Origin of the sequence: Streptomyces sp. NPDC048290 (genome assembly GCF_040652095.1) — a bacterium.
GTDB lineage: Bacteria > Actinomycetota > Actinomycetes > Streptomycetales > Streptomycetaceae > Streptomyces.
In genome coordinates, this window is sequence record NZ_JBEZLM010000013.1 from 56,622 (window position 1) to 69,488 (window position 12,867).

Consider the following 12,867-nt stretch of genomic DNA (forward strand, 5'->3'; position numbering starts at 1 on the left):
CCCCTTCTCACCGCAGCGAGGACATCGATGAGGATCGGTTTCATCGGTCTGGGCAACATGGGACGCCACATGGCCCGCCACCTGATCCACGCGGGCCATCTGGTCACCGTGCACGACACCCGGCCGGATGCCGCCGCCGAGCATCTGGCGCTCGGCGCGCGCTGGGCCGACACGCCCGCCGAGTGCGCCCGGGACGCCGAGTTCCTGATCACGATGGTGCCCAACCCGAGGATCGTGGAGGACGTGCTGCTGCGCGGCGGAGCCGCCGAAGCACTGCCCGAGGGCGCGCTGTGGATCGACATGTCGACGTCCGTCCCGGCCACCGCCGAACGGATAGCGGCGGACGTCCTGGACCGGCGCGGGATACGACGGCTCGACGCGCCGGTCAGCGGGATGGCCCGGGGCGCCGAGGCGGGCACCCTCCAGATCTTCGTGGGCGGACTGGACGACGACTTCCGGATCGCGCTGCCCGCGCTGGAGGCCATGGGCGACCCGGACCGCATCCTGCACGTCGGCCCGCTCGGCGCGGGCTACACCGTCAAGCTGATGATCAATCTGCTCTGGTTCACCCATCTCGTGGCCTCCGCCGAGGTGCTGGCGATGGGCGTCAAGGCGGGCGTCGACCTCGGGGTGCTGCGCGGCGCGCTGCTCGCCAGCCCGGCCGCCTCGCACTTCCTGGAGCACGATGTGCTCAGCGTGCTCGCCGACGGCGACTACGACGACTCCTTCGCGATGGTGCTGGCCTGCAAGGACCTCGGGCTCGCCGTCGACCTCGGCCGGGACGTCGGGGTCTCCACCGAACTGTCCGCGCTGGTCGAGCAGATCTACCGGCGTTCCAAGGCCCACCACGGCGACCTCGCGGGCGAGATGAGCCCGGTCCGGCTCTACGAGGAGCTGGCGGGCCGCCCGTTCCGGCTGCCGAACCCGGCCGCCGCCCTCGACGACGCCCTGACCGTCTGACGCCCCGCCCTCCCAGGAGCCGCTGCCATGACCCTCTTCACGCGCGAACCGCTCGCGCACACCCCGCTGAGCGTCGAACCCGGGTGCCGGGTCGAGTTCGGCGCGGGCTCCGTCGCCCGGCTGCCCGAGCTGATCGACTCCCTCGGCGGACGGCGGGCGTTCGTCGTCACCGACCGGGGGCTGCGCGCGGCGGGCGTCGCCGACCGCGCCCTGAAGACCCTGGACGCCGCCGGAGTGCCGTACACGGTCTACGACGAGGTGGCGCCCAACCCGTCCACCGGCAATGTCGACGCGGGCGCCGCGCGGGCCCGGGAGTCCCGTCCGGACGTGGTGGTCGCCCTCGGCGGCGGCTCCGTGCTGGACGCGGCCAAGGGGATCTCCCTGCTGACCGGCAACCCGGACGCGGTGGCCGCCGACGCCGACCATCTGTGGGAGGCGGCGGACGGGCTGCCGCTGATCGCGGTGCCCACCACCTCCGGGACCGGCGCGGAGACCAATGGCTTCGGGGTGATCGAGGACGCCGTCGCGCACCGCAAGGTGTACATCGGGCATCCGTCGGTGCGGCCACGGATCGCGCTGCTGGACCCGGAGCTGACGCTCGGTCTGCCCGCCCCGGCGACCGCCGCGACCGGGATCGACGCGCTGGTGCACGGCATCGAGTCGCTGGCCTCGCGCGGCGCGAACCCGTTCTCCGTCGCCTACGCCACCGAGGCGGTGACCCTGGTGAGCCGTGCGCTGCCGGTCGCCCACCGGGACGGCACCGATCTGGAGGCCCGCGCCGAGCTGATGATGGGCGCGCATCTCGCGGGCCAGGCGCTCACGCTGTCCGGGCTGGGTCTGGTGCACGGCGTCGCCCACGCCCTGACCGCGCACACCGGCACCCCGCACGGTGTGGCGCTGGCCGCCGTGCTGGAGGAGGTCCTGGAGTACACCGCCCCGGCCGCCACCGCCGCCTACGAGCGGGCGGCACGGGCCATGCGGGTCGCCCCGCCCGCCGACGGCGACTGGGCACGGGCCTGTGTCACGGCGGTACGGGACCTGTCCGGCGCGCTGGACATCAAGCGCCCACTGCGCGAGCTGGGCACCGAACGCGCCATGCTGCCGTCGATCGCGGCGGGCGCGGTGGCGGACGCGGTGACGAAGAACGCACCCCGGCAACCGACCGAGGCGGACGTACGGGACATCCTGGAGCGGACATACGGGGGCGCCTGAACGGGACGCTTGAGCGGGCGCGGACGGCGGCGTCCGTACGGCGGTGGACGCTCCGGCGTCCACACGGTCCAGGACGACCCCGACGCCCGCACGGCGGTGGACGCTCCCGTGTCCGCACGGTCCAGGACGACCCCGACGGCCGCACGGCTGCGGAGGCTCCGGCGTCCGTCCAGTGCAGGGCGACCCCGGCGGCCGTAAGGCGGTGCAGGACGGCACCGGCAGCCCCACAGCCGTAGCGGTCCGGCGGCCGTACGGGTGCCGTCGGCCGCCGTTCGTGCCGCCCCGCGGGGCGGCGCCGGGGGCAGCCTCTACGATGGCCCGGTGACCAGCACCGCGCAGCGCGCCCGCCGACGCCCCCCGGGGCGCGCGGCACTGCTGCTGGTGTTCACGGTCCTCGCGGGTGTGCTCGCGATGCACGGGCTGGGGCCGGGCGGGGCGCCCGCGCCGCACTCGGCGCACGGCACGACGACGACCTCCGCGATGGCCGCCCACGGAGACACCCCGAGCATCGCCCCCGCTCTCAGCGCCCCCCACGAGGTCCACTGTGTGCGGGCGGCACCCGGTGACGGCACGTCCGGGCATCTGCGGCACGCCGACATGACCTGCGCGGCGAGCGGGGTCTCCACCTCGTACGCCACTCCCGCGCTACTGCCCGCCGTCGAGCGGATGGCCGCCCCCGGTCCGGCGCCGGGGCTGCCCGCCGCGACCGACAGCGGGCGGGCGCCGCCCGATCTGGCGGAACTGCAACTCCTGAGGATCTAGAGACCCCCGCACGGCACCGGTATGTCCGCCGCCGTGCTCCGGCCCGTCTCACCTCCCCTTTCGCGCCCGTTCGCGGCGCGCAGCACAAGGAGTTCCAGCAGCATGACCGCACACCGTACGTTCTTCCGCCGTACCGCCCTGGCGGCGCTCGGCACCGGCGCCGCGCTCGTCCTCGCGGCCTGTGGGTCCGGCGACGGCGACACCGGGCACGGCGGCCACGGCGGCACCAGCGCCGCCGCGTCCCCCTCGGCCTCCGCGCCCGCCTCCGCCTCCGCCTCTCAGGGCGCGCACAACGCGGCCGACATCGCGTTCGCGCAGGGCATGATCCCGCACCACCGGCAGGCGGTGGAGATGGCCGATCTGGTGGCCGACCGCGCCGGGTCCGACGAGGTCAGGAAGCTGGCCGAGGAGATCAAGGCGGCGCAGGACCCGGAGATCCGGACGATGACCGGCTGGCTCACCGCGTGGGGCGAGGAGGTCCCGGAGGGCTCCGGACACGCCGGGCACGACATGTCCGGTGACGCCTCCGGTGACATGTCCGGGATGATGACCGACGAGGAGATGGCCGACCTGGAGAACGCGTCCGGAAAGGCGTTCGACACCGCGTTCCTGACGCTGATGGTCAAGCATCACGAGGGCGCGGTGACCATGGCGGAGACCGAGCAGAAGGACGGCGCCTACCAGCCCGCGCTGGACATGGCCGAAGCCGTCGTGACCACCCAGTCCGCCGAGATCGAGCGGATGAACGGGCTGCTCGGCAAGGGCTGACCGGCTGGACCCCGCGCCGCTGAGCCCCCCTTCCCGGTGGGGCTCAGCGGCGCAGCAGCAGGGAGGTGACCCGCAGTCGCCCGCTGTGGATCCAGACGTCGGAGTACTCCACCGGACGGTCGTCGGCGAGGTAGGTGACCTGCTGGAGGTACTGCACGGGCGCGCCCTCGGTGAGTGTCAGCGCCTCGGCGACCTCGGGGGCCGCCGCCTCCGCGCTGAACGTACGGCGGGCGGTGGCGATCTTCAGCCCGTAGGTGCCCTCCAGGACGCCGAAGAGGCTGGAGGTGGTGAAGTCGGTCTGCTCGATACCGGGCGCGAGGTCGGTCCGGACGAAGTTGAAGAGCAGGGCGACCGGGCCCTCGGCGGTGGAGCGGACCCGGACCAGGCGCAGTACGCGGGTGCCGGGGGTGACGTCCAGCAGGGCGGCGACCGGCTGCGGCGGCACGATCAGGGAGCATTCGCGCACCGAGGTGGTGGTGACCACGCCCTGGCTGGCGAAGTCCTCGGAGAGGGTGCTCAGCTTCTGGGCGATGGCGGGTTCGATGGTGGTGGAGGTGACGAAGGTGCCGCGGCCCCGGACCTGGCGCAGCAGTCCCTCCTCGATGAGGGTGGTCAGGGCGCGGCGCAGGGTGCCGCGGCTGACGCCGAACTCCTCGGCGAGTTCCAGTTCGCTCTTGAGGCGGTAGTGGGGCGGCCATTCTCCACCGGCGATCCGCAGCCGGATGTGTTCCGAGATCTGCGCGTGGATCGCCGTGGGGACATCGCGTTTGATGTCCGGGAGTCCCCCATTGCCGTCCGTCACGGTCGTCGTGTCTCCTTTACGGGTCGTCCCGGAGGACGGGTGTCGCTCCGGTCGGGGGGCCGCCGTGCCCCGGCCCACGGTAGTCGGCCGGGGCACGGCGGCGACGGCAGGTCAGTAGCTGACCGTCGAGGCGTCACCGGTGTCGGTGATGATCGCCAGTCCGGCGCTGGTGCCGAGCAGGGCGGCGCCCGCGCGGAGCAGTTCCACGGCCTGCGGGTAGGTCTTGATGGCGCCGGACGCCTTGACGCGGACACCGTCACGGGCCCGTTCGACAAGGTAGCGAACGCTGCTCGGGTTGGCCGTCTCGATCTGTCCGCTGCTGGCGTTCTTCAGGAAGGCCACGCCCGCCTCCATCGCGAGGTCGACGGCGGCGTCCTTCTCGGCGTCGGTCAGCAGCGGCAGTTCGAGCATCACCTTGACCGGCCCGCCGAAGGCGCGGACCACTCCGGCGATGTCCTCGCGGAAGTCGTCGTAGCGTCCGCTCTTGAGCCAGCCGACCTGGACGCCGATGTCCAGTTGGGTGGCGCCGAGGCGGGCGATCTCGGCGGCCTCGGCGGCCTTGCCGGCGCTGGTCATCACGCCGACGGTGGGGAAGTCGAGGGCGGAGGCGACCTCCACCCCGGTGCCGCTGAGTTCGGCGGCGACCACGGGTATCCAGGAGGCGGGCACCATGGCCGCGTTGAAGCCGTGGGTGACGGCCTCGCGGGCGTGGGCGACCATGGCGTCGCGGGTGGCGTCCGGGTCGATCTTGGTGTGCTGGATGTAGGGCGCCAGCCGGGCCGGGGTGAGGTCGGGGCCGAGCGCGGGGTCGACCGCGGTGGCGGTGGTGTCGGACACGGGATGTTCTCCTCTGTGGTGCGATGTGGTGGGGGGTGATGAGGGGTGATGAGGGGGGGTGTAGGGGGCTGAGGGGGTGAGCCGGGTGGCTCAGACCTTGGAGGCGTACTGCGGGGGGACGACGACGCCTTCGCCGCCGAACCAGCGGGGCGCGTCCACGCCGCAGTGGAGGCCGATGTTCCCCCAGGGCTCGAAGGCGCCGGTGCGGACGACGACCTTGGCCTCGCGGGCGAGTGCGCCGAGCATGTCGGTGTGCGGGCGGACGCTGAACTCGGCTCCGGAGAACCGGTAGCGCAGCCACTTGTCGAGCCGGGGGTTGTGGGTGGGGACGTCCTCGGCGCGGACCACGCCCTCGACGACGATCTCGTCGGCGATCAGTCCGAGGACCGTACGCAGGTCGGGCAGGTTCTCGGCGAGGGCGAGGTCGATGCGGTGGGCGTCGCGGGGCACGGGGAAGCCCGCGTCGACCACGAGCAGCAGATCGGTGTGGCCGAGGGTGGCCAGGGCGCCGCTCAGTTCGGCGTTGAGGATGCCGGAGCGCTTCATGGTGCGTTCTCCTTCGGAGGTCGTGGGGGTCGTGGGGGTCGTGGGGGTCAGGCGGCGGCGGGGGTCGCTCCGGTGGCCAGGGCCATGATCGATTCCTCGGTGGCTTCGGCGCTGTCCACGACGTCCACCAGCCGGCCTTCGCTCATGACCGCGATCCGGTCGGTGAGGGTGAGCAGTTCGGGCAGGTCGGAGGAGGAGCAGAGGATGGCGAGGCCGTCCTCGGCGAGGGCGGTGAGCTGGGCGTAGATCTCCGCCTTGGCGCCGATGTCCACGCCCCGGGTGGGTTCGTCAAGGATGAGGACGCCGGGGTCGATGGCCAGCCAGCGGCCGAGGACGGCCTTTTGCTGGTTGCCGCCGGACAGGCTGGTGATGGGCTGGCCCATGGTGGCGGTCTTGACCCGCAGCCGCTGTGCCTGGTCGGCGGCGCGGGCGTCGAAGGCGCGGCGGCGGACCATGCCGAGCCTGCTGAACGCCTTGGTGGTGAGGGCGCCGATGTTCTCGCCGACGCTCATGGTGGTGAGCAGTCCCTGGGCGCGGCGTTCGCCGGGCACGAAGGCGAGGCGGCGGCCGACGCTGGTGATGGGGTCGCGCTTGTCGTAGGGGGCGCCGAGGAGTTCGACGGTGCCGCCGGTGCCCCGGTCTCCGCCGAACAGGTTGTGCAGCAGTTCCACCCGGCCGGAGTCGGGCAGTCCGGCGACACCGAGGATCTCACCGGGCCGCAGCTCGAAGGAGACCGCGTGGTGGCGGCGTCCGCTCAGCTCGCGCACCGCGAGGGCCGGGGGGACGGCGGGGTCGTCGGACCGTCCGCCGACCCGCCGGCTGAACTGGCCCAGTTCGCGGCCCACCATGGCGGCCACCGCCTGCTCGGGGGTGGTGTCGGCGCGCCGCCAGGAGGCGACATGGCCGCCGTCGCGGAGCACCTGGACATGGTCGGCGAGCCGGAACACCTCGGGCATCCGGTGGGAGACGTACAGCATGGTCGTCCCGGCCGCCTTGAGGGTGGCCATCAGCGCGAACAGCCGGTCGGCCTCGGCGGGCGTCAGCATCGCGGTCGGCTCGTCCAGGATGAGGACCCGGCAGCCCCGGGCGAGGGACCGGGCGACCACGACGAGCTGCTGGGTGGCCAGGTCCAGGGTGCGGACCGGGGTGCCCGGGTCGAGGGGGAGGTCGAGTTCGGCGAGGAGTTCGGCGGTGCGCTCCACCATCCGGCGCCGGGACGGGAACCAGCGGCTGCCGGGCTCGACACCGCTGAGCACGTTCTCGGCGACGCTGCGGTCGGGCAGCAGCGACAGTTCCTGCGGCACGATCGCGACGCCGTGGCGGCCGAGCACGGTCGCCGGGTCGTAGGAGGTGACCTTCTCGCCGAAGACGGTGACGGTGCCGTCGCTGGGCGGCTGGAGTCCGGCGAGGATCTTCAGCAGGGTGGACTTCCCGGCGCCGTTCTCCCCTAGCAGGGCGGTGATCTCACCCGCGGGGACGTCGAAGGAGACATCGTGCAGGGCGCGTACGGGACCGAAGTTCCGGGTCAGTCCACGGACACTGACGGCGGTGGCGGCACCGGGCGTGGCGGGGGGCATCAGTCCTCCACGGTGGCGGAGCCGAGGTTGTCCGCGGTGATGAACTGGGCGCCGGTGTCGACGCCCTTGATCTCGGTGCCCGCGGTGAGGAAGTCGTGCAGCACCTTGACCGCCTGGTAGCCCTGCTCGGACGGGTTCTGGCTGATGGAGAAGTCCAGGACGCCCCGGTCGATGTACTCGGCGGTCTGGGTGAGCAGGTCGAAGCCGCCCATGATGATGCTGTCGGCCTGACCGGACCCGGCGACCCACTTGGCTGCGGCGGTGGTCGAGCAGCAGTCGAGCCCGGCGACGGCGACGACGTCCTTCTTCCCGGACATGGTCGACTCGACGGTGTTGTAGGCGGCGTTGGGCTCGTTGCCGACGTTGACCGGGCCGACCACCTTGAGGCCGCTGCCCGCCATGCCCGCCTCGAAGCCGCTGAACCGGTCGTGCGACCAGCCCGCCCCGGTGTCCACGGAGAACACGACGACGGACTTGCCGTTCACGTCCTGGCCCGCGAGCTCCTTGAGGAGCTGCTCGGCCTGGGCCTTCCCGGAGCCCTTCAGGTCCTGGCCGACAAAGCCCATCTGCTCGGAGTCGGGGTTGTCGGTGTTGAAGGAGATGATCGGGATTCCGGCCTTGTACGCCTGGCTGATCACCGGCTTGAGGGCGTCGCTGGAGGCGGAGGAGACGGCGAGTCCGTCGACCGCCTTCTGCTGGATCAGGGTCTGTATCTCGGAGACCTGCTTGCCCGCGTCACCGCCGGTCGGGCCGATCAGCTGGACCTCGGCGCCGAGTTCCTTGCCCGCCTTGTCCATACCGGCGGCGATCGGGGTGGCGAAGGCGAGGGACGGGTCGTGGTAGCTGAGCTTGATCCGCAGCGGCTTGTCGTCGTCGACCCGCTGCTGGATGTACGGGGCGAGCTGGAAGGAGCCGTCGTCGGCGGAGCCGCCGGAGGCGTCGGCGGAGGTGACCGCGCCACAGCCGGTGAGGGCGAGCGCCGCGGCGGCGGCCGTGCTGGCGGCGAGGGATCTGAGGAGGGTGCGCGGGGACATGGTGACTCCCTTGTCGTGTCCTTGGGTCGGGGGGTGCGGGTGATGCCGAGAGGGGTGGTGGCTAGGCGCGGGCTTTGCGGCGGCGCTGCCAGGTGTCCGCGGCGACCGCGGCGACGATGACCAGTCCGGTGACGACGGTCTGCCAGAAGGACGAGATGCCCTTGATGTTCAGGATGTTCTGGAGCAGGCCGATGAAGGCGACCCCGATGACGGTGCCCCACATGGTGCCGGAGCCGCCGAAGAGCGCGGCGCCGCCGATGATGACGGCCGAGATGACGGTGAGTTCCAGGCCCTGTCCGGTCACGCCCTGCACATAGGAGAGAAAGGACAGACCGAGGACCCCGGCGAGTCCGGCGGTGAACCCGGACAGCACGAACGCGGTGAGCTTGACCCGCTTGACGTCGATGCCGACCAGCCGGGCGGCCTCCTGGTTGCCGCCGACGGCGTAGGTGTTGAAGCCGAACCGGGAGCGGGCGAGCAATGCGACGCCGATGACGGCGACGGCGGCGAAGAACAGGAACTGCATGGGGATCACGCCGAACAGCCGCCCCTGGCCGAGGAGGTTGAAGTCGGCGACGCCGGGCTGGGAGGAGCTGAGCGAGATGGGGGCGCCGTCGGAGATCAGCAGGGCGACCCCGCGGAAGACGCTGAGCGTGCCGAGGGTGACGATGAAGGACGGGACGCCCAGCAGCACCACCGCCAGCCCGTTGAGCAGTCCGGCGAGGGCCCCGACGGCGAGGCCGACCAGCATGGCGGCGGTCCAGTTCCAGCCGTCGGAGATGAGCATGCCGGTGGAGATCGCGGACAGGGCGTAGGTGGAGCCGACGGAGAGGTCGATCTCCCCGTTGAGGATCACGAAGGTGACACCGACGGCCATGATGCCGATCTGGGCGATCTGCTGGCCGACGGAGAGCAGGTTGTCGGAGGAGGCGAAGGTCGGGGAGAGCCCGGTGCCGAGCAGGAACAGCAGCACCAGCGCGGCGAAGACCCCGGCCTCGCGGGCGTGCAGCAGCCGGCGCAGGGCCTCGGGTGTCCGGCGGGCGGTCCCGGCGGGCGGGGGCGCGGCGGTGGCCGGGGGCTTCGGGGTCGTCGTGGTCACGGCGCGTTTCCAATCCGGGCGGTGAGCTGGTCTCGGGTGGGCAGGGCGGGGACGACGCCCGCGAGGGTCACGGTGTGGGCGCCCGCGGCGGCGGCGAACGCGGCGGCCCGCTCCAGGGTCCGGCCCTCGGCGAGGGCGACGGCGAGCGCGGCGGTGAAGGAGTCCCCGGCGCCGGTGGTGTCCACGACGGTCCCGGCGGGGTGCGGGGGCACCCGGGTGAGACCGGACTCCTGGGCGATCAGGGCGCCTTCGCCGCCCCGGGTGAGGATCGCCGCGCCACCGGTGCGCTCGCGCAGGGCACGGACGAGGTCCTCGTCGTCCAGTCCGTGCCCGTCGGCGAGGCCGAGGAGCACGGGGGCCTCGGTCTGGTTGGGCATGATGACGTCGATCAGCGGCCAGCAGTCGTCGGGCAGCGGCCGGGCGGGCGCGGGGTTGAGCACGGTCCGGGTGCCGGTCTCACGGCCGGTGCGCAGCGCGGCGACGACGGCCGCCTCGGGGATCTCCATGGAGACGACGAGGACGTCGGCGGCGGCGATCTCGGCGCGGAAGCCCGCCACGGCGGTGGCGTCGAGGGCGTCGAGCGCGCCCGGCGCGATGGCGATGCGGTTCTCGCCGGACGGTTCGACCAGGATGAAGCCGACCATGGTCGGGGCCTGGGCGGTGACGACATGCCGGGCGTCGACGCCCTCGCGGCGCCACAGTTCGCGGGCGGCCCGGCCGAAGTCGTCGTCGCCGACGGCGGTCAGCAGGGCGACCTCGGCGCCGAGCCGGGCGGCACCGATGGCCTGATTGCTGCCCTTGCCGCCGGGGCCCGGATCGAACACACCGCCCGAGACGGTCTCCCCCGCCACCGGAGCCTTCGGGAGCCTCATGGTGAGGCCGGCTCCGTAACTTCCGACAACCGCGATCTTCATCGGCACACCGCTTTGTGTAGGGACAACCATGAACATGCGAGAGCGTAGGTACAGGGATGTCCATAGTCAATCGTTGCGCCGAGAAGAATTTTGTGTGTCGTTTCCGGACATACGGCCGGGGCGGACACAGAGCCGGGCCGGAGACCCAGCCCGGGGGAGCCTGCGCGGGCGGTGTCTCAGGGGGAGGTCGTCCAGCGCGGTGCGGTCTCCGCCCAGCGGGCGTCCCAGGCGGCGAGATTGCGCCACCTCAGTGCCAGGACGGCGATGGCGTGCACGGCGTACCCGAGCAGGGCGACGGTGAGGAACGCCAGCATCGCCCAGCCGACGGCCCGGCTGCGGATCTCGCCCGCGGGCATCGGCGGTCCGGTGGGGGTGCCGTCTGAGCTGACCCAGACACGGACCGTGTCGCCCGCGGTGCGTCCGGGCGGAACGGCGGTGAGGACGGTCCGGGTCCGGCCGTCCGGGGCGGTGAGGCGGACCTCGGCCGGCGGGGCGGCACCGATCACGACGGCGGTGACCTGGTGCCGGGTGCGGGCCTCGCGCTCGGCGACGGCGCGGTAGTGCCGCTGGGCGGTGTCGCCCGCGGCGACCAGGGCCGCGCATCCGAGCGGCGGCACGAGCAGCAGCAGCGCCAGCGTGATCCGGGCCTCGATCCGGTCGGTGCGGCGGCGCAGCGGATTGCGGCGCCAACGCCAGAACCGGACGGGCCGCACGGGACGTTCGGGCAGCGGGGGCGGCGGCTGCGCGGACGGTACGACACCGGACACGGGGGACCTCCTTGCGGTGGACGGAGGCTGAGGGGACGTCAGAACGGGGTCATCGGCCCGGAAGGGGATGCGGCGCCGCCCCGACCGGTGCGGGCACACCGGCCGGGGCGACCTGGGGTGGGGACGGGGAATCGGGGGGTTGGGTGGCGGGGGGACCGGGGGGAGGCGCGGGCTCAGCGGAGGGACGGGAGAGGCGGCGCCACACCGCCGGTGGACGGGTGGGGCGGGGTCGCACCGCCAGTGGACGGGAGGGAGGCGATATCAGCCGGGGGCGGAAGCGGCGGCGCCACACCGCCGGTGGACAGGTGGGACGGCGCCCCACCGCCGGTGCGCGGAAGGGACGGCGGGCTCAGCCAGGGCACGGAAGGGACGGCGCCGCGCCGCCAGCGGACGGATGGATGTGCGCGGAGCGCAGAAGCTCGGCGGCGCCCCGGACCGCCGCGGTGTGCGGTGCGGGCACCGGCCGTGGCGGCGGGTACGGACCGACGGTGAGCCGGTGGACGAGGTCGGGGCGCAGCGCGCCGCCGCCCGCGAGCAGGGCGCCCCGGTCCAGCGCGTCCGCGACCAGCGCCGCACGGTCGTCCGCGACCAGCGCCGTACGGTCCTGGCGCAGCATCGAGCCGATCATGGTGACGACGGTCGCGGCCAGGTCCGCCGGGGCGGTCCCGGTGCCGAGGTCGCCGGTGCCGAGCGCGGTGCGCCGGGCGTCGTGGACGGCGCCGTCGACCAGCAGCACCACCTCGGCGAGGTGGGCCCCGATGTCCACCACCAGCAGTGGCCGGGTCAGGTCCGCCCCGGCGGCGACGGCGACGGCGCGGGCGCCCGGCACGGTCAGCACCGCACGGGGCCGCAGCACCCGGACCGCCGCGCGGACCCGTTCCCGGTGGCCGGGGCCGGACATCACCGGGGTGGTGACCACCACCAGCGGCCGGGTCGCCCGGGACGACCCGCCGCCGACCAGCCGGTCGATCAGCCGGGCAGCGCCGGGCACGTCCACGATGTCGCCGCGCCGGACCGGATGTTCCGCACCCGGGAACGGGACGGCCGGCACCAGCCCGTGCCCGGAGACCCAGGCGCGGGCGCGGGCGCTGCCCAGATCCAGCGCGACACAACGGCACCGGAGGCACGGCGGCCCCATCCGGTGCCGGGGGACGTCGAGGGCGGTCATCGCCCGCCCTCCCGCACGGGCCCTTCACCAGGTCCCCGCTGACAGCGGGCGCAGTACCGGGTCTGCGGGACGATCAGCAGGTGCGCGCGGCCGATGGGGCGGCGGCAGGTCCGGCAGCGCCCGTAGCGGCCCTCGGCGATCCGGCACAGGGCGGCCTCGACGTCGGCGAGCACCATACGCGCGGACGCGGCGAGGGTGATCCGCACCTCGACACGGGCCGGGGAACCGTCTCCCTCGGCGGCGATCCGGCGCAGTTGCTCCTCGCGGAAGGCCCGCTGTTCGAGCAGGTCCTCGCGGATCGCGGCGAGATCGTCGGCGGACAGGTCGGCCGTCGGCGCACGGTCACCGGACGGCGGACCGATGGCGGACAGGTCAGCCCTCAGCGCACAGCCCCCGGACGACCGGTCGTCGGCGGACAGAT

The 12,867-nt window shown here is 73.5% G+C and carries 14 protein-coding genes; 4 read left to right on the top strand and 10 right to left on the bottom strand.

Features of this window, described 5'->3' with window-relative positions; all coding sequences use genetic code 11:
• The first annotated feature begins 27 nt into the window (after positions 1-27).
• The 4 genes from AB0D49_RS22970 (at position 28) to AB0D49_RS22985 (ending at position 3,702) form a co-directional block, all read left to right on the top strand.
• Positions 28-960 carry an NAD(P)-dependent oxidoreductase gene (locus AB0D49_RS22970; protein ID WP_362760331.1) on the top strand — a complete coding sequence of 311 codons (933 nt, stop codon included), beginning with the start codon at positions 28-30 and terminating at the stop codon, positions 958-960.
• A 27-nt stretch (positions 961-987) separates the two neighbouring features.
• Entirely contained in the window at positions 988-2,172 is a 1,185-nt protein-coding gene (locus AB0D49_RS22975) for an iron-containing alcohol dehydrogenase (RefSeq protein ID WP_362760334.1), read from the top strand.
• Positions 2,173-2,493: 321 nt separating this feature from the next.
• Positions 2,494-2,934: a DUF6153 family protein gene (locus tag AB0D49_RS22980; RefSeq protein ID WP_362760337.1), complete on the top strand. Its 441-nt coding sequence runs from the start codon at positions 2,494-2,496 to the stop codon at positions 2,932-2,934.
• Between the two features lie 102 nt (positions 2,935-3,036).
• Positions 3,037-3,702, top strand: a complete 666-nt coding sequence (locus AB0D49_RS22985) for a DUF305 domain-containing protein (protein WP_362760339.1) — start codon at positions 3,037-3,039, stop codon at positions 3,700-3,702.
• 43 nt (positions 3,703-3,745) lie between these two features.
• On the opposite strand, the gene AB0D49_RS22990 is transcribed toward AB0D49_RS22985, so the two are convergent.
• From AB0D49_RS22990 to AB0D49_RS23035, 10 genes are all read right to left on the bottom strand, one after another.
• Complete coding sequence (locus tag AB0D49_RS22990; RefSeq protein WP_362760342.1) at positions 3,746-4,504, bottom strand: GntR family transcriptional regulator; 759 nt, start codon at positions 4,502-4,504, stop codon at positions 3,746-3,748.
• Positions 4,505-4,615: 111 nt separating this feature from the next.
• Entirely contained in the window at positions 4,616-5,341 is a 726-nt protein-coding gene (deoC, locus tag AB0D49_RS22995; protein ID WP_362760345.1) for a deoxyribose-phosphate aldolase, read from the bottom strand.
• Positions 5,342-5,431: 90 nt separating this feature from the next.
• On the bottom strand, positions 5,432-5,887 hold the full coding sequence (rbsD, locus tag AB0D49_RS23000) for a D-ribose pyranase (protein ID WP_362760348.1): 456 nt from the start codon (positions 5,885-5,887) through the stop codon (positions 5,432-5,434).
• A gap of 47 nt (positions 5,888-5,934) precedes the next feature.
• Complete coding sequence (locus AB0D49_RS23005) at positions 5,935-7,464, bottom strand: sugar ABC transporter ATP-binding protein (protein ID WP_362760351.1); 1,530 nt, start codon at positions 7,462-7,464, stop codon at positions 5,935-5,937.
• Positions 7,464-8,498, bottom strand: a complete 1,035-nt coding sequence (locus AB0D49_RS23010; protein WP_362760354.1) for a substrate-binding domain-containing protein — start codon at positions 8,496-8,498, stop codon at positions 7,464-7,466. The genes AB0D49_RS23005 and AB0D49_RS23010 overlap by 1 nt, the downstream gene beginning before the upstream one ends.
• A 61-nt stretch (positions 8,499-8,559) precedes the next feature.
• Complete coding sequence (locus AB0D49_RS23015; protein WP_362760357.1) at positions 8,560-9,597, bottom strand: ABC transporter permease; 1,038 nt, start codon at positions 9,595-9,597, stop codon at positions 8,560-8,562.
• Positions 9,594-10,469, bottom strand: a complete 876-nt coding sequence (locus AB0D49_RS23020; RefSeq protein WP_362760360.1) for a ribokinase — start codon at positions 10,467-10,469, stop codon at positions 9,594-9,596. The genes AB0D49_RS23015 and AB0D49_RS23020 overlap by 4 nt, the downstream gene beginning before the upstream one ends.
• 218 nt (positions 10,470-10,687) lie before the next feature.
• The gene (locus AB0D49_RS23025; protein WP_362760362.1) at positions 10,688-11,278 is read right to left on the bottom strand and encodes a hypothetical protein; all 591 of its coding nucleotides are present in this window, start codon (positions 11,276-11,278) and stop codon (positions 10,688-10,690) included.
• Positions 11,279-11,627: 349 nt separating this feature from the next.
• Positions 11,628-12,446, bottom strand: a complete 819-nt coding sequence (locus AB0D49_RS23030) for a hypothetical protein (RefSeq protein WP_362760364.1) — start codon at positions 12,444-12,446, stop codon at positions 11,628-11,630.
• The gene (locus tag AB0D49_RS23035) at positions 12,443-12,808 is read right to left on the bottom strand and encodes a TraR/DksA C4-type zinc finger protein (RefSeq protein WP_362760854.1); all 366 of its coding nucleotides are present in this window, start codon (positions 12,806-12,808) and stop codon (positions 12,443-12,445) included. The genes AB0D49_RS23030 and AB0D49_RS23035 overlap by 4 nt, the downstream gene beginning before the upstream one ends.
• Between the last annotated feature and the right edge of the window lie 59 nt (positions 12,809-12,867).